This window comes from Fibrobacter sp. UWB1, from assembly GCF_002210325.1.
Taxonomy (GTDB): Bacteria; Fibrobacterota; Fibrobacteria; order Fibrobacterales; family Fibrobacteraceae; genus Fibrobacter.
Genome location: NZ_MWQL01000014.1, coordinates 1 through 16,937 on the forward strand (window position 1 = coordinate 1; position 16,937 = coordinate 16,937).

The following is a 16,937-nucleotide window of genomic DNA, read 5'->3' on the forward strand; positions in this document are numbered from 1 at the left end:
CGGAGATGAATGCCCTAAGGCGGAAGAAAATGTGTCGTTGAGCGAACATTAGAGGGCGAAGCCCGAGGCCATGCAAGCGTGCGGAGCAGGCTGAGCCGGAGCGTTTTTTTTCGGACATGAAAAGCTGATGCCGATTTTCATCGGCATGACGTGGGCGGGGAAAGGAGGTGCCGCATCAAGTGCGGCAAGACAGTGAGCAATTCATTCCACACGGCACATTTCTGGAGCCGTGGGCATTTTGAAGCCGGGGCGTTACGGGCGCGGCGATTGAGCGCCCGTTCGAGGGGGTGGTGAGCAACGAAGTGCGAGCCAGGGAGAGACTTCTCCCTTTCAGGCATCAAAGGAGGTGCCGGATTGGATCCGGCATGACAGAGGGCGGGAAAAGGAGGTCCCGGCCTTCGCCGGGAAGACAGAGGGCGGGGAATTTCGGCACGCATTCTGCGGAATCCGTTTATTACTAAAATATTACAGAATTATTACAAGACGCTAACAAGCAAAAAGATGTGATTGGCGGCGCTTTGAACAAGCGATTATTTCTATCTTGTACCCCAACTAAACATTAACCGTAAATCAATAGTTAGGATATATGAGTCTTAAAATCGTTGTGCTTGCCAAGCAAGTACCTGATACACGAAACGTAGGCCCGGACGCCATGACGCCGCAGGGTACTATCAATCGTGCCGCATTGCCCGCGGTCTTCAACCCCGAAGACCTGAACGCCCTGGAGCAAGCCCTTCGCCTGAAGGACCAGTTCCCGGGTTCCACCATCTCTGTGCTGACGATGGGTCTCCCGAAGTCTGCCGAAGTTATCCGCGAAGCTCTGTACCGCGGTGCCGACTGCGGTTACGTGATTACGGACCGTTCCCTCGGTGGCGCTGACACGCTCGCTACTAGCTACACGCTCGCCCAGGCCGTCAAGAAGGTCGGCGACTATGACATCATTCTCGGTGGCCGCCAGGCTATCGACGGTGACACCGCCCAGGTCGGTCCGCAGATTGCAGAAAAGCTCGGCCTTACCCAGGTGACCTACGCCGAAGAAATCTTGAGCCTCGACGAGAAGGCCCGCAAGGTCGTGATCCGCCGCCATATTGACGGTGGTGTGGAAACGGTGGAAGCACCGCTCCCGCTGGTCGTGACCGTGAACGGCAGTGCAGCGCCCTGCCGCCCGCGCAACGCCAAGCGTATCATGAAGTACAAGAACGCTACCGCCGTCGCCGAACGCGCTCCGGAAGCCGCCGAAAAGTACGCCGCCCTCATCGCGAAGAAGCCCTACCTCGACATCCCGCAGTGGGGTGCCGCAGACATCGACGCCGACCCGACGCAGATTGGTAAGGCCGGTTCTCCGACGAACGTGAAGGCTGTCAAGAACATCGTGTTCAAGGCGAAGGAAAGCCGCACGCTTACCGCGAGCGACGCCGACGTTGAAGGACTTATCAAGGAACTTTTAGACGAGAAGATTATTGGCTAGCCTATGAATAACGTATTTGTATATTGCGAAATTGAGGGCACGACCGTCGTTGACGTTTCCCTCGAACTTTTGTCCAAGGGTCGCAAGCTGGCCAACACGCTCGGCGTTCAGCTCGAGTGCATCTGCGCTGGCAAGGGCCTCGATGGCATTGAAAAGCAGGTGTTCCCGTACGGTGTCGACAAGGTTCATGTGTTCGATGCCGAAGGCCTGTTCCCCTACACCACCAACCCGCATGCAGCCCTCGTGGTGAACCTCTTCAAAGAAGAGCAGCCGCAGATTTGCTTGCTCGGTGCAACCGTGATTGGCCGCGACCTCGGCCCGCGCATTTCTAGCGCCATGCACAGCGGCCTTACCGCCGACTGTACCGAACTCGAAATCGACAGCTTCGAAATGAGCATCGGTGGCGTGAAGAAGGCTTACGAAAACCAGCTTTGCCAGATCCGCCCGGCATTCGGCGGTAACATCGTCGCAACGATCGTGAACCCGGAACACCGTCCGCAGATGGCAACCGTGCGCGAAGGCGTGATGAAGAAGGAAATCGTGGACCCGAACTACAAGGGCGAAGTCATCAAGCACGACGTGGCCAAGTACGTTCCGGAAACGGAATACGTGGTCAAGGTGCTCGAACGCCACGTGGAAAAGGCCAAGCACAACCTCAAGGGCGCTCCGATCGTGGTCGCCGGTGGTTACGGCATGGGCTCCAAGGAAAACTTCGACCTGCTGTTTGAACTTGCCAAGGAACTCCACGCTGAAGTCGGTGCTAGCCGCGCCGCTGTGGACGCAGGTTTCGTCGATCATGACCGTCAGATCGGTCAGACTGGCGTGACGGTCCGCCCGAAGGTCTATATCGCTTTCGGTATTTCCGGCCAGATCCAGCACCTCGCTGGCATGCAGGATTCAGGTATCATCATCTCCGTGAACTCCGACCCCGAAGCTCCGATCAACGCTATCGCTGATTACGTGATTAACGGCACCGTCGAAGAAGTTCTCCCGAAGATGATCAAGTATTACAAGGCAAACAATAAGTAGGCGATATGGCGAATTTTTATACAGATCATCCCGAGATTAAATTCAACCTCGAAAGCAATTCCCTGATGCCGCGCATTGTCGAGCTCAAGGAAAAGGGCTATGCCGACAAGGACGCTTTCGACTACGCGCCGGAAGATTTTGCCGACGCGATGGACAACTACAACCGCGTGCTCGAAGTCGCTGGCGACATCACCGCAAACACTGTCTTCCCGAACTCTGAAGAAGTGGACGCCGAAGGTCCGCACTGCGAAAACGGCCGCGTTCGTTACGCATCCAAGACTTATGAAAACCTCGAAGCCACCCGCAAGGCTGGCCTCAACGGTGTCACGATGCCGCGCCGCTTTGGCGGCTTGAACTTCCCGATTACCGCCTACACGGCCATCAACGAAATGATCGCCTCTGCAGACGCCGGTTTCGAGAACATTTGGTCTCTGCAGGACTGCATCGAGACGCTCTATGAATTTGGCGACGAAGACCAGCGTTCCCGTTTCATTCCGCGCGTGTGCGCCGGCGAAACGATGTCGATGGACTTGACCGAACCCGATGCCGGTTCCGACCTGCAGCGCGTAATGCTCAAGGCCACCTACAGCGAAGCTGACAAGTGCTGGTACCTGAACGGCGTGAAGCGCTTCATCACGAACGGCGACTCCGACATTCACCTGGTGCTCGCCCGCTCCGAAGAAGGCACCCGCGACGGTCGTGGTCTTTCCATGTTCATCTACGACAAGCGTGACGGCGGCGTTGACGTTCGCCGTATCGAAAACAAGATGGGTATCCACGGAAGCCCGACTTGCGAACTTGTCTACAAGAACGCCAAGGCTGAACTCTGCGGCCGCCGCAAGTTCGGTCTGATCAAGTACGTGATGGCCCTCATGAACGGCGCTCGCCTCGGCATTGCCGCCCAGTCTGTGGGTATCAGCCAGATGGCCTACAACGAAGCTCTCGCCTACGCCAAGGACCGTAAGCAGTTCGGTCAGGCTATCGTGAACTTCCCGGCTGTGTACGAAATGATTTCTCACATCAAGGCACGCCTTGATGCAGGCCGCGCTTTGCTGTACCAGACAGCCAGCTACGTGGACATCTACAAGGGTCTCGAAGATATCGAACGTGACCGCAAGCTCACCGACGAAGAAAAGGCCGAACTCAAGCTGTACCAGAAGCTCGCCTCTGCATGCACCCCGCTTGCAAAGGGTATGAACTCTGAATACGCCAACATCAACAGCTACGACAGCATCCAGGTTCACGGCGGTTCGGGCTACATGCTCGAATACGCTTGCCAGCGCCTGTACCGCGACGCCCGTATCACTTCGATTTACGAAGGTACGACGCAGCTCCAGACGGTTGCAGCTCTCCCGCACGTGACCACCGGCACCTACAGCCAGATGCTCGAAGAATTCGAAGCTCAGGATGTGCGCCCGGAATACGAAGCACTCAAGGCCCGCGCAAAGGCCATGGACGCCAAGTACAACGAAGCTGTGGAATTCGTGAAGTCCGCAAACAACAACGAATTCACCGACCTCTGCAGCCGTCACCTGTACGAAATGGCCGCCAACTGCGTGATGAGCCAGCTGCTCCTCCGCGATGCCACCAAGTCTCCTGAACTGTTCGACAAGAGCGTGAAGGTGTACCTGAACCTCGCCGAAGCCGAAGTCGCGAAGCACTACAACTTCGTGAAGAGCTTGAGCGTGGAATCGCTCGACAGCTACAAGCAGGCTTAAGCTGAAAGTGTCATCCTGAGCGGAGAGTCGCGAGGCTCGAAGTCGAAGGATCTAAAGAAATTGCCCCGGCTCTAACGAGTCGGGGCTTTTTATTTGCTTATTTATGTGGATTTCCCATAACGTGAATCGGGCGATGTTGTAATAGGATACACCTTATCACAAAAGCGGTTGAAGATATCCGCGACACCATCCTTATCGGCAAAACGGGATCTATTGCTTTGACAAGAATTTCTGTTCCCTTGTTCGATTCAAGTGCTGTTACATGACATTTATTTTCGCATTTACATAACAGGAAACTCAGGGCAACAGAATTGATTGAGATTGTCTTGCAACATAAGGCCAATTTCTTACACGAGCTGGATGACATATGAAGCATAAATCAAGATTTTTATTGAAGAATAATGTCGTTCTCCGAATGTTATATTCTGGAACGGGTATACCAAATACTTCCATTAGTATAGCTTGAGCTATAAAGCCACAAACGACAATTTCTTTCAAATTGATAAAGGTTTGTATAGCTCGTTCAAAACAACTTTGATAGGTGTTAGGAAAAACAGTGATGTTTTGGCGAAAAAACTCACTTAACGAAGCATAATGATTAAATCTATTATCAGTACAATGAAGTCGGTCTAATTTCTTCATTTCCTTCCAAAGCAACTCATTGTCACTAAGCCCATCGGTGATATCCAATCCTAAAGGAAATTTAAACGTTTCGAAAAGAGCGTATTTTTTTACAAATTCATTATCTCCAGCCTTAATCAACAATCCAAGAGATTGAGTTTCTTCTGGACATAATTTCGCAGTCATATTTTGTCCAGTCTTTCCTACGCACGGAAAACTGACGTTGTCTTGTAATTCATCTGCATGAGGAGACTCCATAACAAATAGAGTCTCGACTTGATTTTCTGCACCATCCGCATAATATAAGTGTTTGGGCAATCGGTTCATCATTTACATACTCAAATTATCAGTCTTTAACGCAACGAACCGAGTAACCATCATCCTTTTCAGGGTAATACCTACCTGCCGAATCATCTGAATACGAAAAATATACATGATAGGCATAGTTATCTGTTTTTTCCGTAGCACACCAAAAGAATGCGCTATATCTTTCGTTATGAAAGTACCCATCTATGCGACCACCACCAGGCAACGCATCAAAACCATAGGCGCCCATACCGTTACCATTATAGCCACTGTTACCAACAACCTGCCAGCCACTCGTTGATTTTAGCATTTTTCCAGCAGTGGAAAAACTCCCCACTGCAGAAAACAGAGTATTCCATTCAGTTGTATCAGGCAAATGCCAACCTTCTGGGCAAATTCCTCGAACGCGACGAGTATGTGAACATGTTTTGCGGAAGCCACATTCCTTTCCATTTTCGCTGAATGTCCCCGCACTATCCATAGCGGCAGCCCAGGTATAAAGGCGGCCGTAATTGGCACAACGGCTCGGATAATTACCATAGCACCAATTTCGTGTTTTCATACCGGGATAACTGATGCTATCCGCATAATTCAAATTTTCAGCCATCCAAACTTGCTTCCCAATAGTTGCAGTTTTGTAGATCCGACCATCACGAGAATCATATAATTTATTTTCTAAACTTATTACAGAAGATTCCCATAAAGAGTTCGTGCATTTGTACGCATATGCAACCTCATCAGATGTCAATTTATTAATAACTTCACCTTCTGTATAACTAACACATCCCAAATTTAAAGAAACATCTGTTTCATTTGCTATTCTAAAGGATCCTGCATCACATACATATTTATTCTCCGAGACAACATTTCCATCTACAATCGAGCCATCTTTAGAACAAGCCACCCCATAGGTGTCATACTCCAACGCTGTAGCAATCATCCAGTTACTAGATTTGCAGATGTAATACACATTATCCAGCTTCTCAACGACTCCTTCATTTGTTGAGGAACAATAACCGAGACCATATTCTTCTTCGGAAATATTTTTCCAAGCCTTATTCTCGCAGATGTAGTATTTATCGCCAATAACAATCTTTTCATTTTCACGTTCTATAACGCAAGCACCAACCTCATATTCAATTTCATCGGCAGTTTTTCTCCAATCGCCATTTTCATAAACGTAGTGGTTTGTAGCGACGACAGATCCTTCCTTCATTTCACCTTCAATGCCATCATCCCATTTATATGTATCATATTCCAAAGCTGTCGCCAAAGTCCATTTTTTTGATTTACAGATATAATAGGCTGACTGCAATTTTTCAACAACTCCTTCATTTGAAGACTTACAAAAACCAAGTCCAAATTCTTCAGCAGTTATACTATTCCACAGTTTATTCTCACAGACATAGTACTTACTATTTATAGTTTGTTTTTCACCATCGCGATTCGTTACACATGCACCCAAGACATTTTCCACTTCATTTGCACTTGTTCTCCATTTCCCATTTTCATAGACATAATAGGTATCAGTCACATCACCTTTCTTGACTTGTCCTTCATCGCCCTTGGGCCACTGGTACGTATCCTTTTCGATATCAGAAGCCCTTTGCCAACCGCTAGATTTGCATATGTAGTGAACATTGTAGTTTGCGCTTCGAGCATTCGTTACGGGGGCTACAACTTCATAGCGATTCTGTCCACAGCCGCCAAGGCCATATGCGTTGTACCAAAAAGTTCTCAGTTGCGCTTCGAATTCAGGGATAGCGGTGATATTCCAGCTTTTAACATTTGCGCGCACAATACTGTAATCAAAGCCTTCCGCCCAGTCCGCCATTTCAGCCTTGGCCTTTTCGTCATTCCATACACCATCGTCTGCAATGTCTGCCTTAAACGAATTGATAGTTCTGCTAATTTCAGCGTCACTTCGATTACCTATGAACAGAGCCGCCATCGCAAGTAGAGTCGGATCAGCTCCCGAGCCAAAGGTTTCCTTCACTTCGGAATTCGATATCGTGGGGGTTATTTCGAATGCAGTCATTATTTCGTAATCAGCCTGCGTTTTTGCCGCCGACACGCTATATCCCTTCTTAATTAAATTAACAGCGCGGTCATATTCTAAGTGGGTCAGCAAGTTCACATTCACCTTTTCAGACAGTTCCGTCAATGCACGTAAAGTCATCGAATCCTTGGACCACTCGCCTGTCACTTCATTACGCCAAATTCCACATACTTCCAGAACGGCATAGGGGTAAATCATCCGCACCTTGGGAATTACAAAATCACCCGCATTGCTGGATACCTCGTCGATGTATTTTCTGCCGGAATAGGAAAGAGTGTCATTACGCAAAAGGACTTCACGCAATTCTAGTGGCGAGTTAAACTTAAAAGGTCCTTTATGCGCAGAACCCATCACCGAGATGTTGTTGACAACATAGCCGTCAGTAGTTTCAGGAATCCAGCCCCCCGTATCGCAAACAAAAAATATGGAATCTCTTTTGACCAACATTCGCTGTTTTACATTGCCATCGTTGCAATTCGGCAGATCAACCCTTGCCGTGACGACTTCGTAACCTAGATAGACAGAATCCTTGACCCAGCCTTTCTCCATACAGGTATAATAAGAGGAATCGGCAAGCACCAAAGCACGTAAATCAATTTTGGCGGTATCACAGTTGCCAAGTTTTGTTTTTGTAGCGACCTCTATATAAGTCAATTTTGCAGACGAACTAGAACTACAGTTTACGCAAAGGGGATCTTCAATAGAGTTGCTAGAGGAAGACTCAGATTTTTTAGAATCGTTGCTTGCGACAGTACTATCGCCCACAATACTAGAAGAGGACTGAACAGTCATCTGTTGCCATTGCGTGGAGTGACAAAGATAACCCATTCCTGTTTCAAGAACGAGAATTCGGATTCCCTCGCGTTGTTCAGTACATGCACCAAGCTCATAAATGGTCTGCACTTCTGCGAGTGACTTATACGGGATATCGACTTTTGACGTATCGGGTATTTGGGAGGTATCTTTTGTTGTTGGGACGCCGGGCCATGTCGTAATGTCTATCCAATTGTTGCCTACGCACATGTATTCGATGGACTTATCAAGCACGAGAACAGTATCACCTCTACGGTCTGCGTTACAGGCACCAAGTTCAAAAACAGTCGCGACTTCACGCGGAGACATTTCAACTGAACTCGATTTGTTATCATTATCGCCACCGCAACCAAATAGAAAAGTTACGCTTGAAATTGCCACGCTTGCCTTCAGTAAGCATGCAATATATTCTTTTACCTCTTTTTTATTCCAAGCCATAACAGCCTCCATCGTTTACACCTATGGAGTTCGCCCTGTTCAGCAAAGAACCTCGCCAAAATTTGTATGAATACAAAAAAGGCGTAGATCGTTGCAATTTACCACCTTGAGGCTAGGGAAAGCCTATAACCGATAAACGCAAACAACCCACGCCCCAAAAGGGCTGTTGCTCTTTGGCTATACAACCAAAAACCGGCTAAAAAGTCGGTACAGCAAACCGAGATACACCGCAAAACGGCATACCTGCGTGAGCGTTCGCCTTGCCCTCGGTTATTGAAATTTTCCCTATTTCAAGATGAGAACAAGAGCTAAACTCTCTAATATGTCCAATTTAAAAATAACTTAAATACAGCCCAGACGAAACAAAAAATTTACAAAGCAGTCTGTTTTTGTGCGAAAAATCGCAAAAAAAAGCACCATCTAGGCCCGCCAGACGATTATTCAAGGTAGGGAAACACCAGCCATGTCGGCTTTTCTAATAAAAAAATGGTATATTATAACCGGGCTGGTCGAAAGACCCAGGTCCATCTTTGGCGAGGAAGTTCCTCGCTTTTTTTGTTCTAACTATATCTTGGCAACCGCTTTCTCCGCCCAATCTTCAGGGAACGAGATATGTTTCAACTGAATGGCCGACGAATACTTTTCAAACAAGGCCTTAATTGCCGGGAGAAATTCTTCGTTCCACTTTTGGGGATTCGGATACAAATTTCGCACAGCAAGGAACGCAGCCCAAAGAGAGCGCTCATCTTTTTCTTCTACTTCCTCAATATTTGCAGGAATTGCAGAGAAAATTCTATAGTAGAGTCGCCCGTAATGGGCACAGATATTGCGCAAGTCTGTTGCGCACCTTAGCCAACTTTTTAGATTCTTCGGAACGGTCTTATAATATTCGCTAGCAAAGTGCTTTTGGTCCGCAAGAACAAGGTCGGCATAAAAATAAGACAACATCCCAAACGAGAACAATTCTACAGCCACCCAAATAGGGAAGACTCCATTATAACAGTCTTGATGGTGCTTCACAAAAGGAACATTTGAACTATGCTCAACTTCCCTATTGAACATGTCCAGAAATTTCTGATGCTTATGCGATTGTGAATAAATCGACGCATCCAAATAGCCTACAGAGCTGTACTTATGCGCATGGAAATAAGCAAGCCTCGCCCTCATAGAAATTTCAATCTCTTCAAGAGCCGAAAAGAGCGACCTTCTCAACAGGCGGTCAAACTCATATATCTGTACAATCCTTGAAAAGCTTGTTCCGGCATTGTAGGAGCCATCTGCTTTTCTAAACGGCAGGAAGTAAGCGGAGAGCCTGTAATAATTTATGGATTCAAGGCAGCGGATGGCATCGTCAACATTTTCGATACAACAGCCGCGTTGTTCGATCTTTTCTACTTGTTCCCTATAAGTCGTCGCCTTTTTTATTTCCATAAAAAAAATGTCCCCCCTGGGACACATCAATGAGAGGTGCGGGGGGTCCTGTTACTCTAAATATACAATCTTTTTCAGAGAAAAGCAAGCACCTATTCTGCTTGTTTAGGCTAAAACAAGTCTGATTTCGGAAAGAGCTGGACAAGTTGCGGTAAGCCGGGCGTTGCGGGCTGGCGTTTGAAGCCCGCAGAAGGGGTAGCGTAAGACCCGGCCGGGGCGGGTTTATTGGAGATGCCCGATCAAGTCGGGCATGACACCAGGGCGGGGCCGGGGCTGGAGCGAGGGGGATTCTTCCCCCACCCATCAAAAAATTTCATTCCATGCACCAAAATGCAAAAAGAATATAGATTTATAGTATGAAGTTGGTCCTAAAAATACTTGCAGTTTTGATTCTTATGTGCGCGACGGCTGTAGCAACGGCCTTCGCCATAAAGAAACTGTATATTTCCGAATCCAGGGGGCCGCAAATTACGAGTGCCTTCGTGGAGCACCAAATCAGCGAGATTGCAGAGCTAGCAACACTCCACCACCACTACCGCAAAAACGCGAACTACCAAGACGCCAAGAAACTCTTGAAATACATGCCCGACTGGAGAATCAACAAGTCCATCAAGGAATTCATGCTGATTTACCAAGGCGATGTCAAGCTCGGTTACGACTTGAAAGACATCAAAATCAATGTCGAGCCCATTACAAAGACAATCCTGATTTACTTGCCGGAACCAAAGATTCTAAGTCACAGCATTGACTTCGAAAGTATCGAAGTCTTTTGGGAAAAGAAGGGCTGGTTCAACGACATCAAATTCGAAGACTTCAAGCAATTCTTTATTGCCGAGCAGAAAAAATACGAAGAAGAAAACAGCGATGAACTCAAGCGCAGGGCTCGCGAGCACGCCAAGCAAATCATACGGCTTTACCTAGGGTCAATCGTCAAATTCGCTGACCCCGAAGAGATCAGCGAACAGCCGTTCGTTAAAAGATGGCTAGAGCCCAATGATGGCTACCACATCAATCTAGAATAGCGTCAGAACCGCATTTACTTCTTCGTTGTCTTGACGCTGTCGTTTTGTAGCTTAAGAATGATGTCGCCGGAATCCGGGTCCATCATCATGTCGAAGCTAGAACGAATGGTAAACTTGTAGCCCACGACGTCATAGCTTATGTCCAGCGAATGGACCATGCATTTATTCATGTAATCGAGAATCAGCTTTTCACGGGTGTAATCCAACGCGTTCATGACATTGGTTTCACATTGCAGCATCAGGGAACTCAGGTACTTGTAATGGATTTCGTAGGTGTACTTGTCTTCGAGATCCTTGGGGATGTACGAGATTCCGCCCATGCGAAGCACCGGTGAATTCTTGGTCAGGTTCCAGAAAAGGAATCCTCGATAGCCCGGGTCGTAAGACTTCGTGTTTGTCGCGATTCCAGACGCCATGAATTTCGCGAAAGCCTCTTTACGGGTAAAGTACTTTTTCATCGCCAAGTCGTCTTCGGACATAAACGCCGAATAGATTGTTCCATACGGAGTCTTGCCAAAGACTTTGCCCACATGATAAACTCGCTTGACATTTCCGTTGGCAGTCTTTACACGGAAGGTCAATTGCTTTGTCGCCTTACTTCTACTCGTCACCTGTTCCGATATTTCCGCATTCACACTTCCGTAATCTTCAGGAAGAATTGCATTCTTGAAGAACCGTCCGGCATAATTACGGAAATCATCGACACTGCTACATCCAAACATGTCTAGTATTCGGGCATTTACATAAAGAATTTCGCCAGTCTTTACACTGAACAGAATTACCCCGCCAGGAACAAACTCCATATAGTTCAATGCAAGCTGTTGCAGATCTTCGGCATTCTTGATAGAACCATCAATTTTTGCCTTGAGCATATCCCTATCTTTTATCGGAGTCAAGAGAAACTGAGAGGCGCCTATACGAATGCTTTCTTTGGCTAAATCCTTGTTGTCGGTCATGACGACAAATGGAATTTGGAGATTGCGCCGTTCGGCCTGGAAATTCTGGATGAGCTTGAAACCGTCCATTTTCGGAAGGTTTGCGTTAATCAAGGCAAGAGCCACATGACGTCCGTATTCAAGCAGCAAGTTGAGCGCCTGTTCGCCATCTTCGGCAAGCAGCACGTGGTAATCCGATCTCAAAATACTTTCAAGGAACGCCCTCTCTTGCGGATTGGCTTCGGCAATCAAGACAGTCTTCGTATTCGCCGGAAGCGTAGCCTCCTTGCCGCGAGAAGAACTATCGTAAGCGCTCACATGCGTATTGCGGAAAGACAAGTCGTAAATGTGACATCCGTTATTGTCGGCAACCAGGCGCCCCTTCATAATGACGTACACTCCGTGCGTCACATAGGTCACTTCACAAGGAGCCTCATAGGCTACTTTTTCCGCCTCATGGAGCGTGTAGTACACCGGGTTTTCAGGATTGTTCGAAGCATCCTCGACTTCTTGGACATCCTTAAAACCGAGACTCATGAGCTGTTCTTCGTACTGCCGATTCACAAACAGGAACTTGAACTTTTCGTTCTCGTAAGACATGATCGCCCTAGGAGAATCTTCCTGGTAGTCAAGGCGTCCGATTTTAGAATACACGGCACGCGTGTTGCTATCTTCGATGACTATTCCCGAAGTCTCCATGTGCTCCATGGTAGCCTTCAACGGTTGCGGCTTTCCATAGTAGTAGCCCTGGACTTTTTCGCAACCGATGCTCTTCAGGAATTCCATCTGTTCCTTGGTTTCTACACCTTCGGCCAAGGTCTTTAACCCAAGGCTTTTCGCCATGCGGACCATCGAGCTGATAATGGTGCGAGACACATCGTTAAAGTTCGAAAGGAAGGCCATGTCGATTTTAAGTTCGTCGAACTTGTAGTCCTTGAGCGTATTCAGCGAAGAATAACCGCTCCCAAAATCGTCCATCCAGACTTCGTAGCCAACCAGACGGAATCGCTCAATTTCATGCTGGATATACGAATCCGACGCCATGATGCTTTCGGTAATTTCTACACGGATGTATTCGCGGTCAATCTTGTATTTTTGAAGAATGCTTTCGACTACCTCAAAAATATCGCAGCCGGTAAAGTCCAATCGCGAAAGGTTGAACGACACCGGAACCACAGGGTAGCCCTGGTCCAATTGCTCGCGCATTTCTCTGCAGACAAGTTCTATCACGTGGCTGTCGAGCTTATGGATTTGCTTGGATTCCTCTAATGCGCCGATAAATTCGCCCGGGTTCAAAAAGCCCTGTTCCGGATCGATCCAACGAGCTAGCGCTTCCATGCCGCAGAACGTTTCCGAAATCGTTCGCACCACCGGCTGGTAGTAAACCTTGATGTAGCCGTTCGCAATGGCGTCATCAATGTGGTTTACCACGTAATTGTGCAACATGAGAGTCCTGTGCAGGTCTTCGTCATATCGCCGAATAAACTTGTCGCCCTTTTTCTTTTGAATGTTACAGGCGAGTTTCGCCTTTTCTATCGCGTCGAGAATATCGCTATCTGTATCGGCCTCGCAAATGCCCGCGTAAAGGTCCATTGAAATTTTGGAAACCGTACCCTTAACGTTTTTTCGAATTTCGCACAACTTTTCTTCGAGGTTGGCAATGTCTGCAACAACGACAAAATGGTCGTTCGTGCTACGGCATACCAGGTTATCTGCAAACTGCTTTTTCAGTACGGCCGCAAAGTGAATCAAGAACTCGTTTCCGGAGCTAAAGCCGTTGGCATTGTTGTAAAGCTTCATCCCGATAATGTCGAAGAAAACCACTGCAGGGGTTTTACCTGCATTTAAAAGGCCCTCTACATAGTTTTCTCCGCGGATGCGGCAATACTCTAAATTCGGAAGCCCCGTCAGGGAATCGAAGAACCGGTCGGAATGATCGTTTATGCGCATGAAAACGGAACGCTTGCCATTCCAGGAAATCCGCGACGCTTCTACAACCAGGTCCTTCCCTGAATACGGACAACGAATAATCGACACCCCTTTTTCAAGGAGTTCTTCGACAAACAATGTATTCTGTTCGTTAGCAGGAAAGAAATACTCTTCGAACTTGATTCCCGGTTCATAGGGTCTTTTCGGCTTCCAAAAAAGAGAAATAGAAGGATTCACCATATAGATTTCGTGCGATTTCGCATCGAAAATCACAAACGGGTCCACCTTGGCCGTATTCAAAAGTTCCACGACTACCGACGCGGGAATGTCGGATTTCTCACGCAAAGTCATTGCTCCCACCTTAATTCACTTTTTCTCTCTCCTTTAAATTAATTGAATATTTGCAGAAATGCAAACCTTTTTTCATGTTTTGACATGTTTTTTCGTTGTTTGCGTATATAAAAAGTCGCTCCCGCGAGGGAGCGACCAATTTAGTTTTGCATGGATCCTATCGGCTTTTCAAGCCTCCAGGATGACACGATAAGCTATTTGCTCAAAGGGCCGAAGGCCCGACCTCATAGCTCATCGCTCAAAACCTCTTAGTTACCGCGTTCGAAGCGGATGAAGTTCACGACCTTCAGGCTGGAAAGACCGAGAGCCTTAGCAACGACTTCCTGGAGGTAGTCCTTGACGCTGAGCTTCTTCGGGTTCTTTTCGGACATGAAGAATTCCTGGTCTTCGAGAACGATTTCCTTGAGCACCTTGGCGACGCGACCGTCGATCTGGCGCTGCAGGAATTCGGGCTTCGGAGCCTTGCCGGAAGCTTCGATCTGAGCCTTGGCGATTTCCTTTTCCTTTTCGATGGTTTCGGCCGGGACGGCAGCATCGTTCAGGGCGACCGGAGCAAATGCGGCGGCCTGCATAGCGATGTCCTTAGCAGCCTGCTTGAGGGCTGCTTCGTCAGAAGCGGTACCTTCGAAAGCGAGTTCGGTAATCACGCCGATCTTGCCCTTCATGTGGCTGTAAACGCCAAACACGGAGTTAGCGACCTTCTTGATTTCGGCGAACTTGCGGAAGTCGATGTTTTCCTGGATCTTGACGAGCACGTCCTGGAGCACATCGTTGATCTTCTTGCCATCGACCACGGCGTTCTTGAGGTCGTCGACAGAGGCGATAGCCTGAGTTTCGACAGCCTTCACAGCCATGTTAGCGAGAGCGACGAAGTCGTCGTTGTTGGAAACCGGTTCAGTTTCGCAAGACAGTTCGAAAGCAGCAGCCTTGTCGGCGGTTTCGATCAAGTAGATGCGGCCTTCCTTGGCGGCCTTGTCGGCACGCTTGGCGGCAACAGCAGCACCCTGCTTGCGGAGGAGTTCAACGGCCTTGTCCATGTCGCCGTCAGTTTCGGTGAGGGCCTTCTTGCACTGCATCATGCCCACGCCAGTCTTCTGACGGAGTTCGTTAACGAGGGAAGCGGTAATCTGCATATTACTTTTCTTCCTCGCCGTTGTCAAACTTCTTAGCTTCTTCCTTTTCAGCCTTCTTGTCGGCGGAACGCTTTGCAACGTTGGCGGCAATGTAGTCGATGATGAGCGTGAGGGACTTCACGGCGTCATCGTTGGCCGGAATCGGATAGTCCACGAGAGTCGGGTCGACGTTCGTGTCGCAAATGCCGATGATAGGAATGTGGAGGCGGCGAGCTTCAGCCACGGCAATCTTTTCGTGAGCGAGGTCGGTCACGACGAGGAGGCCCGGGAGGTTCACCATTTCACGGATACCACCGAACACGGAAAGGAGCTTTTCGCGTTCGCGGTTCTTGTCGAGGACTTCCTTCTTGGAGAGAGCCTGGAAAGTACCGTCAGCTTCCATAGCGTCGATCTTGTCAATCTTCTTGATGGACTTACGAACGGTCTGGAAGTTCGTGAGCATACCACCGAGCCAGCGGTTGGTCACGGAGAACTGGTTGCAAGAAGCAGCAGCGTCGAGCACGCACTGACGAGCGGTCGGCTTGGTGCCAACGAAGAGCACGGTCTTGCCAGATTCAGAAATCTTGGCAGCGGCCTTGGCGGCTTCTTCAAGGAGTTCACGAGTCTTGGAGAGGTTGAGAACGTAGATGCCGTTCTTTTCAGCCAAGATGTAGGGTTTCATTTTCGGGTTCCAGCGCTGAGTCTGGTGACCAAAGTGGGAGCCTGCAGCAAGCAGATCTTCGACAGAAGGCAGATTTGCCATAATGTATTTTCCTTTTCGGTTGTTACTACCCGGACTGCAATTAAGCCGCGAAGCGATGCCCGAACCTAGGGGTGTGGACCTCGCCACCGAAGCGACTCTCGCAAGCCGGTGATTGGTTTTACCCGGGCGTAATTGCCCGAGCGCGCGAAAAGATAGAAAAATTCTAAATTTGTGTCCATGCCCGAAAAGAAGAAAGTCCTGATTATGGTTGCAAGCCCCAAAAAGGAGCGCAGCGGAACCCTGATTCCGACCAAGGCGTTCGTAGAAGGCCTGGAAGAAAGCGGCCTGTACGAGTCTGAATACCTTTTTATCGACAAGTTGAATATCAAGCCCTGCCGCGGGTGCTTGAGCTGCTGGGGTCGTGAAGACGGCAGCTGCTTCATGAAGGACGACGACGTGCCCTGGGTGCGCGAAAAGCTCACGAATGCCGACATTGTCATCTGGAGTTTTCCGCTGTACCTGTTCGGCGTGCCGGGCCAGATGAAGTGCCTGATGGACCGCATCGTAGGCATGGTTCACCCCTACATGGGCCAGAAGCTTAAGGAAGGCGCCACCGCCATGAATTCGCACCTGCACGGGTTGCAATTCCAGAAAGAAGGTCAGAAGATCATTCTGCTTTCGAGCTGCGCCTGGATGGACTTGGACGTGGTCTACGAACCGATTGTGAAGCAGTTCGACATTATCTTGGGGCACGAGGGCTACACGCTCATTGCCTGCCCGCAGATGCGTGCGCTCGACCACCGCGGTGGTCCGCGTCGCTTGAACATGCTGCGCGAAAAGTACCGCAAGGGCGGTGCGGAACTTGCCGCCACCGGCAAGCTTTCGAAAGAAGCGATCGACCTGATGCAGAAACCGATTTTTAGCGACGAGGCTTACGAGACCCTGGTCGTCGAATTCGTGACGCACATGTTCGACCGCGACGACAACTTCTAAATCAGATTC

11 protein-coding genes are annotated in these 16,937 nt (G+C 48.8%); 5 read left to right on the forward strand and 6 right to left on the reverse strand.

The window, feature by feature from the left end; genetic code table 11:
- Nucleotides 1-586: 586 nt before the first annotated feature.
- From B7988_RS10870 to B7988_RS10880, 3 genes are read left to right on the forward strand one after another with little or no spacing between them, the layout of a single operon-like run.
- Nucleotides 587-1,468, forward strand: a complete 882-nt coding sequence (locus B7988_RS10870; protein WP_088657926.1) for an electron transfer flavoprotein subunit beta/FixA family protein — start codon at nucleotides 587-589, stop codon at nucleotides 1,466-1,468.
- 3 nt (nucleotides 1,469-1,471) lie between these two features.
- Nucleotides 1,472-2,497: an electron transfer flavoprotein subunit alpha/FixB family protein gene (locus tag B7988_RS10875; RefSeq protein ID WP_072798132.1), complete on the forward strand. Its 1,026-nt coding sequence runs from the start codon at nucleotides 1,472-1,474 to the stop codon at nucleotides 2,495-2,497.
- A gap of 5 nt (nucleotides 2,498-2,502) precedes the next feature.
- Nucleotides 2,503-4,215: an acyl-CoA dehydrogenase family protein gene (locus B7988_RS10880; RefSeq protein ID WP_088657927.1), complete on the forward strand. Its 1,713-nt coding sequence runs from the start codon at nucleotides 2,503-2,505 to the stop codon at nucleotides 4,213-4,215.
- A 297-nt stretch (nucleotides 4,216-4,512) separates the two neighbouring features.
- On the opposite strand, the gene B7988_RS10885 is transcribed toward B7988_RS10880, so the two are convergent.
- The 3 genes from B7988_RS10885 to B7988_RS10895 form a co-directional block, all read right to left on the reverse strand.
- Nucleotides 4,513-5,166, reverse strand: coding sequence for a hypothetical protein (locus B7988_RS10885; protein ID WP_088657928.1), 654 nt, complete (start codon nucleotides 5,164-5,166; stop codon nucleotides 4,513-4,515).
- Between the two features lie 16 nt (nucleotides 5,167-5,182).
- Nucleotides 5,183-8,452 carry a fibrobacter succinogenes major paralogous domain-containing protein gene (locus tag B7988_RS10890; RefSeq protein ID WP_170930637.1) on the reverse strand — a complete coding sequence of 1,090 codons (3,270 nt, stop codon included), beginning with the start codon at nucleotides 8,450-8,452 and terminating at the stop codon, nucleotides 5,183-5,185.
- Between the two features lie 564 nt (nucleotides 8,453-9,016).
- Complete coding sequence (locus tag B7988_RS10895; RefSeq protein WP_088657974.1) at nucleotides 9,017-9,883, reverse strand: Abi family protein; 867 nt, start codon at nucleotides 9,881-9,883, stop codon at nucleotides 9,017-9,019.
- A gap of 356 nt (nucleotides 9,884-10,239) precedes the next feature.
- Between B7988_RS10895 and B7988_RS10900 the strand changes: the two genes are divergently transcribed.
- Nucleotides 10,240-10,905, forward strand: a complete 666-nt coding sequence (locus tag B7988_RS10900; RefSeq protein WP_088657930.1) for a DUF4230 domain-containing protein — start codon at nucleotides 10,240-10,242, stop codon at nucleotides 10,903-10,905.
- 14 nt (nucleotides 10,906-10,919) lie between these two features.
- On the opposite strand, the gene B7988_RS10905 is transcribed toward B7988_RS10900, so the two are convergent.
- The 3 genes from B7988_RS10905 to rpsB all read right to left on the reverse strand — a co-directional run bounded on the left by B7988_RS10905 (nucleotide 10,920) and on the right by rpsB (nucleotide 15,995).
- Complete coding sequence (locus B7988_RS10905; RefSeq protein WP_088657931.1) at nucleotides 10,920-14,120, reverse strand: EAL domain-containing protein; 3,201 nt, start codon at nucleotides 14,118-14,120, stop codon at nucleotides 10,920-10,922.
- A 248-nt stretch (nucleotides 14,121-14,368) separates the two neighbouring features.
- Entirely contained in the window at nucleotides 14,369-15,253 is an 885-nt protein-coding gene (gene tsf, locus B7988_RS10910) for a translation elongation factor Ts (RefSeq protein ID WP_088657932.1), read from the reverse strand.
- Between the two features lies 1 nt (nucleotide 15,254).
- The gene (gene rpsB / locus B7988_RS10915; RefSeq protein WP_088628043.1) at nucleotides 15,255-15,995 is read right to left on the reverse strand and encodes a 30S ribosomal protein S2; all 741 of its coding nucleotides are present in this window, start codon (nucleotides 15,993-15,995) and stop codon (nucleotides 15,255-15,257) included.
- Nucleotides 15,996-16,172: 177 nt separating this feature from the next.
- On the opposite strand from rpsB, the gene B7988_RS10920 reads away from it, so the two are divergent.
- On the forward strand, nucleotides 16,173-16,928 hold the full coding sequence (locus tag B7988_RS10920; protein WP_088657933.1) for a flavodoxin family protein: 756 nt from the start codon (nucleotides 16,173-16,175) through the stop codon (nucleotides 16,926-16,928).
- Nucleotides 16,929-16,937: the final 9 nt, after the last annotated feature.

What these genes read in the sequence shown, in the direction of transcription:
- B7988_RS10870 (WP_088657926.1), top strand. Translation starts at nt 587, where the DNA reads ATGAGTCTTAAAATCGTTGTGCTTGCCAAGCAAGTACCTGATACACGA.
- B7988_RS10895 (WP_088657974.1), bottom strand. Translation starts at nt 9,883, where the DNA reads ATGGAAATAAAAAAGGCGACGACTTATAGGGAACAAGTAGAAAAGATC.
- B7988_RS10875 (WP_072798132.1), top strand. Translation starts at nt 1,472, where the DNA reads ATGAATAACGTATTTGTATATTGCGAAATTGAGGGCACGACCGTCGTT.
- B7988_RS10890 (WP_170930637.1), bottom strand. Translation starts at nt 8,452, where the DNA reads ATGGCTTGGAATAAAAAAGAGGTAAAAGAATATATTGCATGCTTACTG.
- B7988_RS10920 (WP_088657933.1), top strand. Translation starts at nt 16,173, where the DNA reads ATGCCCGAAAAGAAGAAAGTCCTGATTATGGTTGCAAGCCCCAAAAAG.
- B7988_RS10905 (WP_088657931.1), bottom strand. Translation starts at nt 14,120, where the DNA reads ATGACTTTGCGTGAGAAATCCGACATTCCCGCGTCGGTAGTCGTGGAA.
- B7988_RS10900 (WP_088657930.1), top strand. Translation starts at nt 10,240, where the DNA reads ATGAAGTTGGTCCTAAAAATACTTGCAGTTTTGATTCTTATGTGCGCG.
- B7988_RS10885 (WP_088657928.1), bottom strand. Translation starts at nt 5,166, where the DNA reads ATGATGAACCGATTGCCCAAACACTTATATTATGCGGATGGTGCAGAA.
- tsf (WP_088657932.1), bottom strand. Translation starts at nt 15,253, where the DNA reads ATGCAGATTACCGCTTCCCTCGTTAACGAACTCCGTCAGAAGACTGGC.
- B7988_RS10880 (WP_088657927.1), top strand. Translation starts at nt 2,503, where the DNA reads ATGGCGAATTTTTATACAGATCATCCCGAGATTAAATTCAACCTCGAA.
- rpsB (WP_088628043.1), bottom strand. Translation starts at nt 15,995, where the DNA reads ATGGCAAATCTGCCTTCTGTCGAAGATCTGCTTGCTGCAGGCTCCCAC.